Origin of the sequence: Pantoea osteomyelitidis (assembly GCF_044342975.1) — a bacterium.
In the GTDB taxonomy this organism is placed as follows: Bacteria; Pseudomonadota; Gammaproteobacteria; order Enterobacterales; family Enterobacteriaceae; genus Pantoea; species Pantoea osteomyelitidis.
Window position 1 is genome coordinate 1321120 of record NZ_JBGFSN010000004.1, and the last position, 16901, is coordinate 1338020.

15 protein-coding genes and 1 pseudogene are annotated in these 16901 nt (G+C 57.3%); 6 read left to right on the plus strand and 10 right to left on the minus strand.

All coding sequences use genetic code 11. The annotated features are described in order from the left end of the window. Window positions 1-187: 187 nt before the first annotated feature. A complete protein-coding gene (gene zwf, locus ABU178_RS11345) occupies window positions 188-1663 on the minus strand; it encodes a glucose-6-phosphate dehydrogenase (protein ID WP_397214841.1) in 1476 nt (491 codons plus the stop codon). Between the two features lie 369 nt (window positions 1664-2032). On the opposite strand from zwf, the pseudogene ABU178_RS11350 reads away from it, so the two are divergent. The 3 genes and pseudogenes from ABU178_RS11350 to ABU178_RS11360 all read left to right on the plus strand — a co-directional run. Next, window positions 2033-2184: pseudogene (locus tag ABU178_RS11350) on the plus strand (transcriptional regulator HexR); the annotation flags it as partial. 160 nt (window positions 2185-2344) lie between these two features. Continuing rightward, on the plus strand, window positions 2345-3787 hold the full coding sequence (gene pyk / locus ABU178_RS11355; protein WP_397214843.1) for a pyruvate kinase: 1443 nt from the start codon (window positions 2345-2347) through the stop codon (window positions 3785-3787). Window positions 3788-3868: 81 nt separating this feature from the next. Further along, complete coding sequence (locus tag ABU178_RS11360; protein WP_397214845.1) at window positions 3869-5101, plus strand: MFS transporter; 1233 nt, start codon at window positions 3869-3871, stop codon at window positions 5099-5101. A 37-nt stretch (window positions 5102-5138) separates the two neighbouring features. Here ABU178_RS11360 and lpxM read toward each other — a convergent pair whose 3' ends face one another. From lpxM to znuA, 3 genes are all read right to left on the minus strand, one after another. After that, window positions 5139-6110, minus strand: a complete 972-nt coding sequence (gene lpxM, locus ABU178_RS11365; protein ID WP_397214847.1) for a lauroyl-Kdo(2)-lipid IV(A) myristoyltransferase — start codon at window positions 6108-6110, stop codon at window positions 5139-5141. Between the two features lie 127 nt (window positions 6111-6237). After that, on the minus strand, window positions 6238-7566 hold the full coding sequence (gene mepM, locus ABU178_RS11370) for a murein DD-endopeptidase MepM (RefSeq protein WP_397214849.1): 1329 nt from the start codon (window positions 7564-7566) through the stop codon (window positions 6238-6240). A 14-nt stretch (window positions 7567-7580) separates the two neighbouring features. Then, window positions 7581-8540, minus strand: coding sequence for a zinc ABC transporter substrate-binding protein ZnuA (gene znuA / locus ABU178_RS11375; RefSeq protein ID WP_397214851.1), 960 nt, complete (start codon window positions 8538-8540; stop codon window positions 7581-7583). A 77-nt stretch (window positions 8541-8617) separates the two neighbouring features. Between znuA and znuC the strand changes: the two genes are divergently transcribed. Next, on the plus strand, window positions 8618-9373 hold the full coding sequence (gene znuC, locus ABU178_RS11380) for a zinc ABC transporter ATP-binding protein ZnuC (protein WP_397214853.1): 756 nt from the start codon (window positions 8618-8620) through the stop codon (window positions 9371-9373). Then, window positions 9370-10155: a zinc ABC transporter permease subunit ZnuB gene (znuB, locus tag ABU178_RS11385; protein ID WP_397214855.1), complete on the plus strand. Its 786-nt coding sequence runs from the start codon at window positions 9370-9372 to the stop codon at window positions 10153-10155. The genes znuC and znuB overlap by 4 nt, the downstream gene beginning before the upstream one ends. Before the next feature lie 8 nt (window positions 10156-10163). Here znuB and ruvB read toward each other — a convergent pair whose 3' ends face one another. The 6 genes from ruvB to aspS all read right to left on the minus strand — a co-directional run bounded on the left by ruvB (window position 10164) and on the right by aspS (window position 15773). After that, window positions 10164-11168 carry a Holliday junction branch migration DNA helicase RuvB gene (gene ruvB / locus ABU178_RS11390; protein WP_397214857.1) on the minus strand — a complete coding sequence of 335 codons (1005 nt, stop codon included), beginning with the start codon at window positions 11166-11168 and terminating at the stop codon, window positions 10164-10166. An 8-nt stretch (window positions 11169-11176) separates the two neighbouring features. Then, window positions 11177-11791: a Holliday junction branch migration protein RuvA gene (gene ruvA / locus ABU178_RS11395; RefSeq protein ID WP_397214859.1), complete on the minus strand. Its 615-nt coding sequence runs from the start codon at window positions 11789-11791 to the stop codon at window positions 11177-11179. A 98-nt stretch (window positions 11792-11889) separates the two neighbouring features. After that, window positions 11890-12417: a crossover junction endodeoxyribonuclease RuvC gene (gene ruvC, locus ABU178_RS11400; RefSeq protein WP_397214861.1), complete on the minus strand. Its 528-nt coding sequence runs from the start codon at window positions 12415-12417 to the stop codon at window positions 11890-11892. 34 nt (window positions 12418-12451) lie between these two features. Continuing rightward, window positions 12452-13195: a YebC/PmpR family DNA-binding transcriptional regulator gene (locus ABU178_RS11405; protein ID WP_397214863.1), complete on the minus strand. Its 744-nt coding sequence runs from the start codon at window positions 13193-13195 to the stop codon at window positions 12452-12454. 353 nt (window positions 13196-13548) lie between these two features. After that, on the minus strand, window positions 13549-13980 hold the full coding sequence (gene nudB / locus ABU178_RS11410; protein WP_397214864.1) for a dihydroneopterin triphosphate diphosphatase: 432 nt from the start codon (window positions 13978-13980) through the stop codon (window positions 13549-13551). After that, the gene (aspS, locus tag ABU178_RS11415) at window positions 13980-15773 is read right to left on the minus strand and encodes an aspartate--tRNA ligase (RefSeq protein WP_397214866.1); all 1794 of its coding nucleotides are present in this window, start codon (window positions 15771-15773) and stop codon (window positions 13980-13982) included. The genes nudB and aspS overlap by 1 nt, the downstream gene beginning before the upstream one ends. A 226-nt stretch (window positions 15774-15999) precedes the next feature. Between aspS and ABU178_RS11420 the strand changes: the two genes are divergently transcribed. Continuing rightward, window positions 16000-16821: a DUF72 domain-containing protein gene (locus ABU178_RS11420; protein ID WP_397214868.1), complete on the plus strand. Its 822-nt coding sequence runs from the start codon at window positions 16000-16002 to the stop codon at window positions 16819-16821. Window positions 16822-16901 lie beyond the last annotated feature (80 nt).

The window sequence follows — 16901 nt, forward strand, 5'->3', positions numbered from 1 at the left end:
CCGGGATGAAAAGCCCGGCTTACGGGCGCTCGGCCCTGTCCTGTGAATTTTCCGCCCTACCATACATGATCGCTTTCGCTGCCGTCTATCTGACTTAACAGATTTTTGAAACCTTGGTTCATTTTCTGTTTGCGATCTGATCGAGCCAAAAAAAAGCCCGCAACATGCGGGCTTGTTTCAGTAGCGCTTACTCGAACTCGTTCCAGGAACGACCATCGCGCGTGATCATCGCGACAGAAGCGACCGGACCCCAGGTCCCCGCCTGATAAGGTTTCGGCGCATCGGCATCCGCTGCCCAGGCATTCATGATGGAGTCGACATAAGTCCATGCAGCCTCCACCTCGTCACGGCGCACAAACAGCGCCTGAATGCCGCGCATGGTTTCCAGCAGCAGACGCTCATAGGCATCCGCCAGATGCGACTGGTTAAAAGTTTCGGAGTAGCTCAGATCCAGCTTGGTGGTTTGCAGCTTGTGCTTGTGATCCAGCCCCGGCACCTTGTTAAGAATTTCGATATCCACGCCTTCGTCCGGCTGCAGACGGATGGTCAGCTTGTTCTGCGGCAGCTCAGCGTAGGAATCTTTAAACAGATTCATCTCCGGGTTCTTGAAGTAAACCACTACTTCGGAGCATTTGGTCGGCAGACGTTTGCCGGTGCGCAGATAGAACGGCACGCCAGCCCAGCGCCAGTTATCGATATCAACGCGGATAGCCACAAAGGTTTCGGTGGCGCTGGTTTTATTCGCGCCCTCTTCTTCCAGGTAACCCGGCACTTTTTTGCCCTGCACGAAGCCAGCGGTATATTGCCCACGCACGGTTTTATCACGCACGTTGGTCTGATCGATACGACGCAGCGAGCGCAGCACCTTTACCTTCTCATCGCGAATGCTGTCGGCGCCTAAATCTGACGGCGGCGACATGGCGATCATGGTGAGGATTTGCAGCAGGTGGTTCTGGATCATGTCGCGCATCTGGCCCGCCTGGTCGAAGTAGCCCCAGCGCCCTTCGATACCCACCTCTTCCGCCACGGTAATCTGTACGTGGTCGATGGTGCGGTTATCCCAGTTATTAACGAAAATCGAGTTAGCAAAACGCAGCGCCAGCAGGTTAAGCACCGTCTCTTTGCCGAGATAGTGGTCGATACGGAACACCTGACTTTCTTCGAAGAATTCGCCAACGGCGTCATTGATCTCCTGCGAGGTTTGCAGCGAGGTGCCCAGCGGCTTTTCCATTACCACGCGCGCCGGTTTGGCATTCAGCTTCGCGGTGCCCAGCCCTTTACAGATCGCGCCGAAGGTGCTCGGCGGCATGGCGAAATAGTTGATGGTGACGCGATTTTCCTGATCGAGCATTTTGCCCAGTTTGGGAAAATGGCTCGTGTCGTTAACATCCAGGTTGCAGAAATCGAGACGTCCGCTGAGTTTATCCCACAGCGCTTCGTCGATTTTCTCCTTCATGAAGGTTTCCAGCGCTTCACGCACGACTTTGGTATATTCCGCTTTATCCCACTCGGCGCGGCCCACCCCAATGATGCGGGAATCTTCATGAATCTGTCCCGCTTTTTCCAGCTGATACAGGGAAGGCAACAGTTTCCGGCGTGCAAGATCGCCTTTGGCACCGAAAATCACCAGATCGCATGCCTGGGCTGTTTGTGTTACCGCCATTTTACTCTCCTCGTTGCAGGATATGCCCGGCGGCTGAACGCCCTCGGCCACCGGGTCCTTATTGTCATTCTCTTTCAACACAATGTACTTTTTTCCCCGCTCCGGGTAAACCGGCGCGAGAATGGATCCTCACGGATAACTGTGGTCGCGATTGCGTTTCTCCGTGTGATGGGTCGTGCGCTTTCCGCGATTTTTTATTTCTGCGTTTGCCGACGTAAAACCCAACCGGCAGCAAAGTATGACAAAAAAAGCGTGCGGCCTTTTATCCGTCCTTGCGTGTCTTGCCGCTTAAAGCGGTATATTCTTTTCAAAATGATAGCGCTTTCTTCTCTGTATGAAATCGCTACATATGATAAGCGGTCGTGCGCTGATATTGTGATCCAGCGCATGAGTTGCACAAATAGTCTCCTTAAGAAGGCGTTTGTCCTCTTTTCACATACTGACCGCATAAAAAATATGGTAGAACTGGCCCGCCTGCGTATGTAAACGCTTCCACCCAGCTGGCGATCAGCTCGGCGGACGAGTCATGTGATGAAAAGCGTTAAGCGGAAGCGAGGCGTCAAAAAAAAATTAACATCACATTCACAATGTGAGTCGAATCACAGCCCAACCTTCATATAGAATAAGTGACCTCAAAGCGGCTGACTGCAAGGTCACGCTTATTTGCCAACGGAGCCTTTCATGTCTAGACGTCTCAGAAGAACCAAGATCGTTACAACCCTCGGACCGGCAACCGATCGTGATAATAATCTCGAAAAAATCATCGCTGCGGGTGCGAACGTTGTACGACTCAACTTCTCACACGGCACGCCGGAAGATCATCAGCTGCGTGCAAACAAAGTGCGTGAAATCGCGGCGAAACTGGGCCGCCACGTCGCTATTCTCGGCGATCTTCAAGGGCCGAAAATCCGCGTCTCTACCTTTAAAGAAGGCAAAGTCTTCCTGAACATTGGCGATCGTTTTCTGCTCGACGCCAGTCTCGGTAAAGGCGAAGGGGATAAAGAGCGGGTCGGCATCGACTATAAAGGATTGCCTGCTGACGTGGTGCCGGGCGATATCCTGCTGCTCGACGATGGCCGCGTACAGCTGAAGGTGCTGGAAGTTCAGGGCATGAAGGTGTTCACCGAAGTGACCGTGGGCGGCCCGCTTTCCAACAACAAAGGCATCAACAAGCTGGGCGGCGGCCTTTCTGCCGAAGCCCTGACGGAAAAAGACAAGGCGGATATTCTGACAGCGGCAAAAATCGCGGTAGATTATCTTGCGGTGTCATTCCCGCGCTGCGGCGAAGATCTCAATTATGCCCGTCGCCTCGCGCGCGACGCCGGTTGCGAAGCCAAGATCGTCGCCAAAGTGGAGCGCGCTGAAGCAGTCGCCTCGCAGGAAGCGATGGATGACATTATCCTTGCCTGTGACGTGGTGATGGTGGCGCGCGGCGATCTCGGCGTGGAAATCGGCGATCCCGAGCTGGTCGGCATTCAGAAAGCGCTGATCCGGCGCGCGCGCCAGCTTAACCGCACCATTATCACCGCCACGCAGATGATGGAGTCGATGATCACCAACCCGATGCCGACGCGTGCGGAAGTGATGGATGTGGCGAACGCCGTGCTGGACGGCACCGATGCGGTGATGCTCTCTGCGGAAACCGCCGCCGGCCAGTACCCGGCCGAAACCGTTTCTGCCATGGCGAAGGTCTGTATCGGCGCGGAGAAAATCCCAAGCGTTAACGTCTCGAAACACCGTCTGGACGTGCAGTTCGACAATATCGAAGAAGCCATTGCCATGTCGGCGATGTACGCAGCGAACCATCTGCAGGGCGTGACGGCGATTATCACTATGACGGAATCAGGCCGTACCGCCCTGATGACCTCGCGCATCACCTCTGGCCTGCCGATTTTCGCTATGTCGCGCCACGAACGCACGCTGAACCTGACGGCGCTCTATCGCGGCGTGACGCCGGTCTTCTTTGACAGCAACAGCGAAGGCGTTGCGGCGGCCCACGATGCGATCAACCTGCTGCGCGACAAAGGCTTCCTGGTTTCCGGCGATCTGGTCATCGTCACCCAGGGCGACGTGATGGGTGCCACCGGCACCACCAACACCAGCCGGGTCCTGCGCGTCGACTAAGTTTGGCTTTTATAACAGCTATAATCCCGGAATAACGCGACTGCTACAGTCGCGTTTTATTTTCTCTGACAAGGAGGCCAGATGGCCCGCTATAAGGCAGCGACTCAGCTGACTCCCCGCGCTTTGCTGTTCCCGCTCGCGCTGGTGCTGTTTGAATTCGCCACCTATATTGCCCATGACATGATCCAGCCGGGGATGCTGATGGTGACGCAGGAATTCGCCGTCGGTCCGGAGTGGGTCTCCACCTCTCTTACCGCCTATCTGATGGGCGGCATGGTGTTGCAATGGCTGCTGGGGCCGCTCTCTGATAAATATGGACGTCGCCCGGTGATGCTGACCGGCATCCTGTTTTTTATCGCCGCCTGCCTGCTGATGACCTGGGTTGAAAACATTGAGCAGTTCGTTACCCTGCGCTTTATCCAGGGCATCAGCCTCTGCTTTATTGGCGCGGTAGGCTATGCCGCCGTGCAGGAGGCGTTCGATGAGGCGCTGGCGGTTCGTATGATGGCGCTGATGGCAAACGTCGCGCTGCTGGCGCCGTTGGCTGGTCCGCTGGTCGGGGCCGCCTGGCTCACGGTGGCAAGCTGGCGCAGCATGTTCTGGCTGTTTGCCGCCACCAGCGCCCTGGCGTTAGTGGTGTTGCTGCGTGTCATGCCGGAAACCGCTGGCGATCGCAGCCATTCCATCGCCATCAACAATCTGGCGCGCGGCTATGGTCGACTGGCGAAGGATCGTCAGGTGATGTACGGCTCGTTCGCCATTGGTCTGGTGTTTATCCCTATCCTGACCTGGGTTGCGCTCTCGCCGGTGATCCTAATCCACGACGAAGGGCTGTCGCGCCTGCACTATGCGCTGCTGCAGCTGCCGGTGTTTCTGGCGATGATTTTGGGCAACCTGACGCTGGGGAAACTGGCCGGACGCGTACCCATTGAGCAGCCGGTAAGGTTTGCCGCCTGGCCGATTCTGCTGGGGCTGGGGCTGGCGCTGGCCGCCAACCTGTACGACCGCCACACTTATCTGCTGCTGACCGCAGGGCTGAGCCTCTACGCCTTTGGCGCCGGGATGGTGAATGCCGGACTCTATCGCCTGACGCTCTATGCCAGCAACGAAGGGAAAGGCAACGTCGCGGCGATGCTGGGGATGATCAGCATCCTGACGCTGGCGATTGGCATTGAGCTGGCGAAAAGCGGCTACTTCAGCGGCGGCACGCCCTGGTTCAGCGCCATTAACTTTGCCAGCGGCCTGCTCTGGTTCGGCCTGGTGCTACTGTTTTTGCAGGAGCATAAGCGCCGCAGTCGGCTGCACGCCGCATAATGCAAAACGGGCCGCTCAGTGCGGCCCGTTTTATTCATCAGCGCGGATAAATATCCTTGCGCTTATAGGGTTCAATATCCCCCTCTTTGCGCGTTTTCAGCAGCTTCAGAATCCAGGTATACTGCTCGGGATGGGGACGAACAAACAGCTCTACCTCTTCGTTCATGCGGCGCGCAATGGTTTTGTCATCGGCTTCCAGCAGATCATCCATCGGCGTATGAACATGGATTTCCAGCCGGTGCGTTTCGCTGTTATATACCGGAAACAGGGGCACCACCCGGGCTCGACAGACCTTCATTAAACGCCCAACCGCCGGTAGCGTCGCTTTGTAAGTGGCGAAGAAATCCACAAACTCACTGTGCTCCTCGCCATGATCCTGATCCGGCAGATAGTAGCCCCAAAAGCCCTGGCGTACCGAGCTGATAAACGGCTTGATACCGTCGTCACGCGCATGCAGGCGGCCGCCGAAACGGAGACGTACGCTGTTCCAGATATAATCCATCAGCGGATCGCTCTGGTGATGAAACATTCCCGCGACTTTTTTCCCTTCCAGAGAAAGCAACATGGCCGGAATATCGATGCCCCAGCCGTGGGGAACCAGCAAGATAACCTTCTGATTTTCAGCTTGTATCTGATCAAGGATCTCGCGACCATGCCATTCAACGCGTTGTTGAAACTTTTGCGGATCGCGGACCGCCAGTTCAGCCATCATCGCCATTGCCTGAGGCGCGGTGGCAAACATGCGATCGAGAATAGCTTCGCGTTCTTCTTCAGAACGTTCAGGCAGGCAGTAAAAGAGATTAATACGGGCGCGACGGCGCGCGCTTTTAGCCAGCTTGCCGGCCATTTTGCCCAAACCGCCCAGAACCGGATCGCGCAATTTTGCCGGAATACAGGCTATGCCCGCCAGCGCGCCGATAGCGAGCCAGCTGCCCCAGTATCCAGGCTTTAAAAACGATCGTTGAAAAACGGGAACAAACCCGACGTTAGTTTTCTTATTGGTTTCCATGCACTCGCCTCAATCAATGACCGGCTAATGATAATGTTGGCGTTCTAATTTGCAATCATCCTGCCTGAGATAACAAAAAACCCCCGACTTTCTTGTCGGCTTACGCAACGTGACCGGCGGAAAACACTTAATTCAGCGCCAGCTGCGGGCTCCATTCTTTCACCTGCTTCATATAATCAGCGCGGTCTTTACCGGTCAGCCCTTCCATACGCGGCAGCTTCGCCGTCAGCGGATTGACGGCCTGATTATTGATCCAGATTTCATAATGCAGATGAGGACCGGTTGAGCGGCCGGTATTGCCGGAGAGCGCGATACGATCGCCCCGCTTCACCTTCTGACCCGGCTTCACCAGTACCTTTTTCAGGTGCATGTAGCGCGTCATATACTGACGGCCATGGCGAATGGCGACATAGTTACCTGCGGCGCCGCCATTTTTCGCCAGCACTACTTCGCCATCGCCCACGGCCAGCACTGGCGTGCCGATGGGCAGCGCGAAATCAACCCCTTTATGCGGCGCGATGCGTCCGGTAACCGGATTCAGGCGGCGCGGATTGAAGTTGGACGAGACGCGATACTGCTTCACGGTAGGGAAACGCATAAAGCCGCGCGCCAGCCCGGAGCCGTTACGATCGTAGAATTTGCCGTCTTCGGCGCGGAAGGCGTAATAATCTTTGCCCGAGGCGCGCAGGCGCACGCCCAACAGCTGGCTTTGCTCGCTCTTGCCGTCGAAAATTTCACGCGACATCAGCACGCTGAACTGATCGCCGGAACGCAGCTTGCGAAAATCCATCTGCCACTGCATCGCTTTGATGACGTTACTGATTTCCGTACTGCTCAGACCGGCGCGGCGCGCGCTGGCGGCAAAGCTGCCGCTCACATCGCCATTCAGCACGCTGTTTTTCCACTCACCTTTTTGCAGCTCCTGCTTCATCGTGAAGCCGCCGTTATCGGTGCGTTGATAGGTGCGCGTTTCGCGGCGGGAGATCTCCCAGGTCGCGCTTTTCAGCCCGCCGTCGTCGGTGAGTGTCCAGGATAGCGTTTGACCAATCTGAATATTGCGCAGATCTTTGTCGCTGCTGACCAGGGCGCTGATATCGCCTAACTCAATGCCATACTGATTGAGCGCGCTGCTTAGCGTATCGCCGGCCGAGATAGTGTATTCATGCATATCGGGGGTATCGGGCACGTCGCGATCGATATCATCATTCGGCAGATCCTCTTCCGGCTCTGGCGGACTTTGATCGATCGGTTCGCTCGCTTCCGGCAGCAGCGTACGCAGCTGATTGGTATCCAGCTCGATGCTTTTGACAACCGGCGCGACGTCGGCGGGATGATAAACATAAGGCCGCCAGACAGCGACGGCCAGAGTAATAACAGTTAAAGAACCCAGCATAACGCGGTGGGGGCGCGGCAAATTATTAAATGCGAGGGCGACAGAGCGGGCTATCTGCTGCACTTTTACCTTTTCCTCTATGCTCCGTTCAGGCAGCTCACATACTGGCTCGACAGCTGTGAGAGGAATTTCACATAGCTGTCTTTGGTTAAGCTGATACCCATTCCCAGCGGATCGAGCGTGCCTTTATGCACCTGCGTTCCCCGGGCAACGGCATCGATGACTGCCGGCCTGAATTGTGGTTCAGCGAAAACGCAAACGGCTTTCTGCTCAACCAGCTGTGTTCGTATTTGATGTAAACGCTGTGCGCCCGGCTGAATTTCAGGATTTACGGTAAAATGTCCCAGCGGAGACAAGCCGTAGTGTTTTTCAAAATAGCTGTACGCGTCGTGAAAAACGAAATAGCCCTTGTTTTTTACCGGTGCGAGTTGCGTGTTAATCTGTTGATCTGCATCTGCCAGGCCAGCCTCGAATTGCTTCAGGTTGGCGTCTAGTTTGGCTCTGCTTTGCGGCATAAGTTCCGATAATTTTTGATGGATTGCAACCGCAGATTGCCTTGCTATCTCTGGGGATAACCAAAGATGCATATTATATTGACCATGATCGTGATGATGATGAGACGCGTCTGATTCTTCAGAATTATCCGTGTCATGGCTCTGATCCTGATGGTCGTCATCGTCGTCACCGGCGATCAGTAACGGCTTCACCGTATTGATATCGGCAAGCTCCAGGTTTTTTTCAGCAGGCAATGAAGCGGCGGACCGGGTCAGAAAGGCTTCCATATTCGGGCCGACCCAAACCACTAAGTCTGCGTTTTTTATACGTTTTACGTCAGAAGGGCGCAGCGCGTAATCGTGCTCGGAAGCGCCGTCAGGCAACAGCACATCCACGGGCGTCACGCCGTCGGCAATGGCGGCGGCAATAAAGCCCAGGGGCTTGATTGATGCCACAACATCAGCGTGCGCCGGAGCGGCGAGCGAACCGGCCAGCGTAACCGCAGAAAGGGTAAAAGCCAGGCGCTTATTTATATGTAACATAATGCTTCATTCCATCGTGACCCAGTGATGGGATGTGATATTATAACATTCGAAATTTGGTGCAACCTGTAAATAACATGTCATCACTCGTCTCGCTTGAAAATGTCTCGGTCAAATTTGACCAACGCCCGGTGCTCTCCGGCATCAGCCTGTCGCTGGCCCCCGGACGCATCCTGACGCTGCTCGGCCCAAACGGCGCCGGCAAATCGACGCTGGTGCGCGTTGTGCTGGGCCTGATAGCCCCCACGGGCGGAAAAGTCCAGCGCAGCGCCGGTCTGCGCATCGGTTATGTGCCGCAAAAGTTGCATATCGATCCTACCCTGCCGCTGACGGTGGAACGCTTTATGCGCCTGTCGCCCGGAAGCCTTGCCTCAGGGATTCTGCCTGCGCTTAAACGCGTGCAGGCGGGCCATCTGCTCAACGCGCCGCTGCAAAAACTCTCCGGCGGAGAAACCCAGCGCGTGCTGCTGGCGCGGGCGCTGCTGAATCAGCCGCAGCTGCTGGTGCTGGATGAGCCGACGCAGGGGGTGGATGTGAACGGCCAGGTCGCGCTCTATGATCTGATCGATCAGCTGCGCCAGGAGCTTAACTGCGGCGTGCTGATGGTTTCGCACGATCTTCATCTGGTGATGGCGAAAACCGACGAGGTGCTCTGCCTAAACCATCATATCTGTTGCTCAGGCACGCCGGAGGCGGTTTCCCAACATCCGGAATTTATCGCCATGTTCGGCCCGCGCGGCGCGCAGCAGCTGGCGCTCTATCGCCATCAGCATAATCACCGTCACGACCTTCAGGGACGCATCGTTTTACGCAAGGGACAGGGTCCATCATGATTGAATTATTACTACCGGGCTGGCTGGGCGGCGTGATGCTGGCGCTGGCGGCGGGTCCACTGGGGTCTTTTGTGGTCTGGCGCCGCATGTCCTACTTTGGCGATACCCTTGCCCACGCCTCGCTGCTCGGTGTGGCGTTCGGCCTGCTGCTGAACGTGAATCCCTATTATGCAGTGATTCTGGTGACTGTCTGCCTGGCGCTGGGTCTGGTCTGGCTGGAGCGACGTCCACACCTGGCGATCGATACCCTGCTGGGGATTATGGCGCACAGCGCGCTGTCGCTGGGTCTGGTGGTGGTGAGCCTGATGTCTGACGTGCGCGTCGATCTGATGGCCTACCTGTTCGGCGATCTGTTGGCCGTGACGCCTCAGGATCTCTGGACCATTGGCGGCGGCGTGATGGTGGTGTTAGTGGTGATGGCGTGGCAGTGGCGCGCGCTATTGTCGATGACCATCAGTCCGGAGCTGGCGCAGGTGGACGGGGTGAACATTCAGCGCACACGCATGATGCTGATGCTGGTCACGGCGCTAACCATCGGCGTGGCGATGAAGTTTGTCGGCGCGCTGATTATTACTTCGTTGCTGATCATTCCGGCGGCGACCGCGCGGCGCTTCGCCCGCTCCCCGGAACAGATGGCGGGAATGGCAGTGGTATGCGGCATCGCTGCCGTCAGCGGCGGCCTGTGTTTTTCAGCGTTTTACGATACGCCTGCCGGTCCGTCCGTGGTGCTCTGCGCCGCCGTGCTGTTTATTCTTAGTATGATAAAAAAACCGGCCAACTGAGAGGCCGGTTACGCTTCGCGCGTCAGCCCGAAGTGACGAAACGCATGCTGCGTCGCCATCCGGCCGCGCGGCGTGCGCTGAATAAAGCCCTGCTGGATCAGGAAGGGTTCAATCACATCTTCGATGGTTTCCCGCTCTTCGCCAATCGCTGCCGCCAGGTTATCCAGCCCGACCGGGCCGCCGGTAAACTTGTCGATAATCGCCAGCAGCAGCTTGCGGTCCATATAGTCGAAGCCTTCGCTGTCAACGTTCAGCATATCAAGGGCGCTGGCCGCCACCTCGCCGCTCATATCCCCTGCTGCCCGCACCTCGGCAAAGTCACGCACGCGGCGCAGCAGCCGATTGGCGATACGCGGCGTGCCGCGCGCGCGACGCGCCACTTCCCGCGCCCCTTCCTCGCTCAGGCTTAAGCCGAGGCAGGCCGCGCTGCGGCTGACGATGTGCTGCAAATCCGCCACGTTATAGAATTCGAGACGCTGCACAATGCCGAAGCGGTCGCGCAGCGGCGAGGTCAGCGAACCGGCGCGGGTGGTAGCGCCAATCAGCGTAAAGGGCGGCAGGTCGAGCTTGATCGAACGCGCCGCCGGTCCTTCGCCAATCATGATATCCAGCTGATAATCTTCCATTGCCGGATAGAGCACCTCTTCCACCACCGGCGACAGGCGATGGATTTCGTCGATAAACAGCACGTCATGCGGCTCAAGGTTGGTGAGCATCGCGGCGAGATCGCCCGCCTTTTCCAGCACCGGGCCGGAGGTGGTGCGCAGATTCACGCCCATCTCGTTGGCGACGATATTCGCCAGCGTGGTTTTACCCAGGCCGGGAGGACCGAAAATCAGCAGATGATCCAGCGCGTCGCCGCGCATTTTCGCGGCTTTGATGAAGATCTCCATCTGCTCGCGCACCTGCGGCTGGCCGACATACTCTTCGAGAAATTTTGGCCGGATAGCCCGGTCAAGACTCTCTTCTTCGTTAATAGTGCCGGCGGAAACCAGGCGATCGGCTTCAATCATGTTTTACCTCAGATGGCGGCGCGCAGCGCTTCGCGAATCAATGTCTCACAATCCGCCTCGGGGCGGCCAACCTTGCTGATCATGCGGCTGGCCTCCTGCGGTTTATAACCCAGCGCCACCAGCGCCGAAACCGCTTCGGCTTCAGCATCGTTGGTGGCAGGCGTGGCGGAAGGCGCGCTTAGCGTAAAGGCCGCGTCGCCGCCAAACAGATCGCCATGCATGCCGATGAAACGATCCTTCATCTCCACCACCAGACGCTCAGCGGTTTTTTTGCCCACGCCAGGCAGTTTCACCAGGGTGGAGACCTCTTCACGCTCAACGGCAGTGACAAACTGCTGCGCAGACATGCCGGAGAGGATCGCCAGCGCCAGCTTCGGTCCGACGCCGTTTACCTTAACCAGCTCGCGAAACAGCGTGCGCTCCTGCTTGCTGTTAAAGCCAAACAGCAGCTGGGCATCTTCACGCACCACAAACTGGGTAAAGATCACCGCTTCCTGGTTGAGTTCAGGCAGCTCATAGAAACAGGTCATCGGCATATGCACTTCGTAACCCACGCCATTCGCTTCAATTAACACCAGCGGCGGCTGTTTTTCCAGAATGTTGCCACGTAAACGACCTATCACCTGAACGCTTCCTTAAAATAAGAATGAGGCAGGATTTATAACATAAAAAAGGCTGGATGAATATCCAGCCTGAAAACAACCTGTTGGCGTGCGCCCGCCTAGCCGGAACGCAGCCTGCCGCGCGTCAGCGTGAGTTTGCTGTCGCTCAGGCGGCTGGCATTCTGGCTGACGTGACAATGCGTGATGGCGATAGCCAGCGCATCTGCGGCATCCGCCTGCGGATTCGCGGGCAGTTTCAATAACGTGCGCACCATATGCTGCACCTGGCTTTTCTCTGCGCTGCCGATACCTACCACGGTCTGCTTGACCTGGCGCGCCGCATACTCAAACACCGGCAGATCGAGGTTAACCGCAGCGACTATCGCCGCGCCGCGCGCCTGCCCCAGCTTTAATGCCGAGTCGGCGTTTTTCGCCATAAACACTTGTTCAATGGCGAAATAATCGGGCGAGAACTGGGTGATGATCTCCGTCACGCCAGCATAGATCAACTTCAGGCGCGACGGCAGATCGGTGACGTTGGTGCGAATACAGCCGCTGCCGAGATAGCTCAACTGGCGGCCGGTTTGCCGGATTACGCCATAGCCAGTAATGCGCGAGCCGGGATCGATGCCAAGAATTATCGCCATGCTGCGCCTCCGGCGGGCCATTGCGTATACGCCATTACAGCGTAGCCGCCACCTCGTCAGAAATTTCACCGTTGTGGTAAACTTCCTGCACGTCGTCACAATCTTCCAGCATATCGATAAGACGCAGCAGCTTCGGCGCGGTTTCCTCATCCATTTCTGCTTTGGTCGAGGGGATCATTGAGACTTCAGCACCGTCCGCCTTCAGTCCGGCCGCGTCGAGCGCATCTTTCACCGTCCCCAGATCTTCCCAGGCGGTAAAAATATCGATGGCGCCGTCGTCATAGGTCACCACATCTTCCGCACCCGCTTCCAGCGCTGCCTCCATCAGACTATCTTCATCCTGGCCCGGCGCGAAGGAGATAATGCCCTTTTTGCTGAACAGGTAGCTGACGGAGCCGTCAGTGCCGAGGTTGCCGCCGGTTTTGGTGAAGGCATGGCGCACTTCAGAGACTGTGCGGTTACGGTTGTCGCTCAGGCATTCCACCATAATGGCGGTGCCGCCCGGCCCGTAGCCTTCATAAATGATGGTTTCCATGTTGGAGTTATCATCACCGCCCACGCCACGCGCAATGGCGCGATCCATGGTGTCGCGCGTCATGTTGTTGGCGAGCGCTTTGTCCATCGCCGCACGCAGGCGCGGGTTAGAGGTCGCATCGCCACCGCCCAGCTTGGCCGCCGTGACCAGCTCACGAATGATTTTGGTGAAGATTTTACCGCGTTTGGCATCCTGCGCCGCTTTGCGGTGCTTGGTATTTGCCCACTTACTGTGTCCCGCCATCTGATTTTTTCTCCGATCCTGGCATCGTTCAGGCTATCTTGCTTGCGATCTTGTCCGCCAGCAGTGCTCGCACAGGTTGCTTGCACAACCTGAACGCCTTGAAAAGGCGGCCCCGAAGGGGTGAGCAACGCGAATCATCCTCACGTACAGAAGTACGCTCTGGTTGCTGCGCGCTGGCAGCGAACAACCTCGCTGCGCCAATTACGCCTGCTTTTTTTGGTGCGACGCTGACGCTTTTTGCTTGAGTGTCAACGTCCGTTTCAGGTGTTGAACGGTAATGTGTTTACCGATACCGTTCGTGTATGAGGAATATACACAGGATCGGGGCGGTAAAAACACGCCCGGATCGGCTGTCAGATAAATTCCTCAATTGCCTGGCGATTACTCCAGGACTTGGTTAATGTGGCGGCGTCAGCCGGGGAGAGCCAACGCGCGGCGAGATGTTCCGTCAGGATAACCTCGCGCTCGGCGGGCAGCGCCAGACGAAACCAGAACTCACGGTTATGGGTCACGCCCGGCGCGTAGCGATGGCGATAGTGCGGAAAGATTTCGAACTCGATTTGTCGTCCGCAATCCTCGACGGCTAACTGCTCCGCCACCACATCAATCGCCAGCTCCTCCATCACTTCCCGCTGCGCCGCCTGCAACGGCGTCTCGCCTGCCTCCAGGCTGCCGGTTACCGACTGCCAGAACGCCGTATCGTCACGCCGCTGCAACATCAGCACCCGGCCAGTATCGCGCGCAAAAATCACCACCAATACCGACACGGGATGCTTGTAAGCCATTATTGCTTCTCTGCGCTGTCGCCTGCAGGCTTCTCTTTTTTCACTACCTGGATAGCCAGCTCTTCCAGCGCAGCCGGATTAGCGAGGCTCGGCGCTTCCGTCATCAGACAGGCTGCCGCCGTGGTTTTCGGGAAGGCGATCACATCACGGATGTTGTCCGTGCCGGTCAGCAGCATCACCAGACGATCCAGACCAAAAGCCAGGCCCGCGTGCGGAGGCGTACCGTATTTCAGCGCATCCAGCAGGAAGCCGAACTTCTCGCGCTGCTCATGCTCATTGATGCCCAGAATGGTGAATACCGCCTGCTGCATCTTGCCGTTATGAATACGCACTGAACCGCCGCCCACTTCATAGCCGTTGATTACCATGTCGTATGCGTTGGCGATGGCGCTTTCCGGCGCAATGCTCAGCTCTTCCGGGCTCATGTCACGCGGCGCGGTGAACGGATGGTGCATCGCCGCCAGGCCGCCTTCGTCGTCCGCTTCAAACATCGGGAAGTCAACCACCCACAGCGGTGCCCAGGTTTTATCGTTGGTGATCTGCAGGTCGCGGCCTACTTTCAGACGCAGCGCGCCCAGCGCATCCGCCACCACTTTCGCACGATCGGCGCCGAAGAAAATGATGTCGCCATCCTGCGCGCCGCTGCGTGCCAGAATCGCTTCCACGATGTCGCCATTCAGGAACTTCGCTACCGGGCTTTGTACCCCTTCCAGGCCGTCGGCGCGCATGTTGACCTTCATCCAGGCCAGCCCTTTCGCGCCGTAAATTTCAACAAACTTGCCGTATTCGTCAATCTGTTTACGGCTCAGCTGCGCGCCGCCCGGCACGCGCAGCGCTGCTACGCGGCCTTTGGCGTCGTTGGCCGGACCAGAGAAGACCTGGAACTCGACTGACTTCAGCAGATCGCCCACATCTACCAGCTCCATCGGGTTACGCAGATCGGGCTTGTCGGAACCGTAGCGACGCATCGCTTCTTCAAAGGTCATCTGTGGGAACGCGCCGAGATCAACCCCCTTCACCTCCAGCCACAGCTCGCGGATCAGACGCTCCATCACTTCACGCACCTGCGGCGCGGTCATAAAGGAAGTTTCCACATCGATCTGGGTAAATTCCGGCTGGCGGTCAGCACGCAAATCCTCATCACGGAAACATTTTACGATCTGATAGTAGCGGTCGAAGCCGGACATCATCAGCAGCTGTTTGAACAGCTGCGGCGACTGCGGCAGCGCGTAGAATTTGCCTTTATGGACGCGGCTCGGCACCAGATAGTCGCGCGCGCCTTCCGGCGTCGCTTTGGTCAGCATCGGCGTTTCGATATCAAGGAAGTTTTCACTGTCCATGAAACGACGCACGAAGCTGGTAATGCGCGCGCGCGCTTTCAGACGCTGCGCCATCTCAGGGCGACGCAGATCGAGATAACGATATTTCAGACGCGCCTCTTCGCTGTTGTTCTGGTTGGAATCCAACGGCAGCGGCTCGGCGCGGTTGATGATGGTGAGATCGGTGGCAAACACCTCGATTTCGCCGGTGGCCATATCGGGGTTTTTATTCTTGTCGTCGCGCGCACGCACGGTTCCGCTGATCTGAATACAGAATTCGTTGCGCAGCTCAGACGCCAGCTGGAAAGCTTCCTGTCGATCGGGATCGAAAAAGACCTGAACGATGCCTTCGCGATCGCGCATATCGATAAATATCAGGCTGCCCAGATCGCGGCGGCGATTGACCCAGCCGCAAAGAGTGACTTGCTGACCTACATGAGACAGATTGAGCTGTCCGCAATATTCTGTACGCATAACGCTATCCTTTTAACTTCGCCGCTGCAGCCTGGCAGCATCCGGCCGCATAACCTTCTGTGATGCTGCCGCAAAAAAGGCGGTCATTATAATGGAAAAAGCCAGCCAGGATAAGTAGAGCCGCGCCAAAGCGGACATTTCATCGCCGTTTGCACGCGTAATCGCTCGCTGGCGTGATAAACGCGCTAACATACAAGGTAATTTGACCTCTGACGGAGAGCCAGGAGTGACCATTCGTATCGGTTTACCCCAGTGGCAACATGCGCACTGGAAGCGTCTGGGACTGGAAACCCTCGCAGATTACGCGCGCTACTTTAACTGCGTCGAAGGCAACACCACGCTCTACTCCGTACCGAAAACGGAGACGGTGCTGCGCTGGCGCGACATGACCAGCGAACATTTTCGCTTCTGCTTCAAGTTTCCGGCCACCATCAGCCATCAATCCGGGCTGCAATATACCGACGATCTGCAGGCGGATTTTTTCCGCACCCTGGATCCGCTGGCCGATCGCATCGGACAATACTGGCTGCAGTTGCCCGCCGCCTTTTCCCCTGCCCAGCTGGATGCGCTCTGGGCCTTTCTCGATGGCTTGCCGCGCCGCTTCGCCTATGGCGTCGAGGTGCGACATCAGGCTTTCTTTAACAAGGGCGAGGCGGAGCGCGCGCTGAATCGCGGTTTGCTGGCGCGCGGCATCAACCGGGTGATCCTCGACAGCAGGCCGGTTCACGCCTCCCGCTCGCAAAGCCCCGCCGCGATTGATGCGCGCAGCAAAAAGCCGCGCGTGCCGCCTCATGCGGTGCGCACCGGCAGCCAGCCGATGGTGCGCTTTATCGGCAGCGACAGCGTGGAGGAAAGCGTGCCGCTGTTTCAGCCCTGGCTGAGTACGCTGGCTGCCTGGCAGCAGGAGAGCACACCGATGCTGTTTATCCATACCCCCGATATGGGCCAGGTGTTTCCTTTAGTACAGGCGCTCTGGCCGCAGCTTCAACAGATCGCCCCTGACCTCGGCCCGCCGCCCGACTGGCCGCAGCAGAGCGCCCTGTTCTGAGCGCGATTTTCAGCTATAACAGCGCAGTGATGCGGGACAGCGCCTTTTTTCGCCGCTATGATAGCCGCTGCCCGAATTTC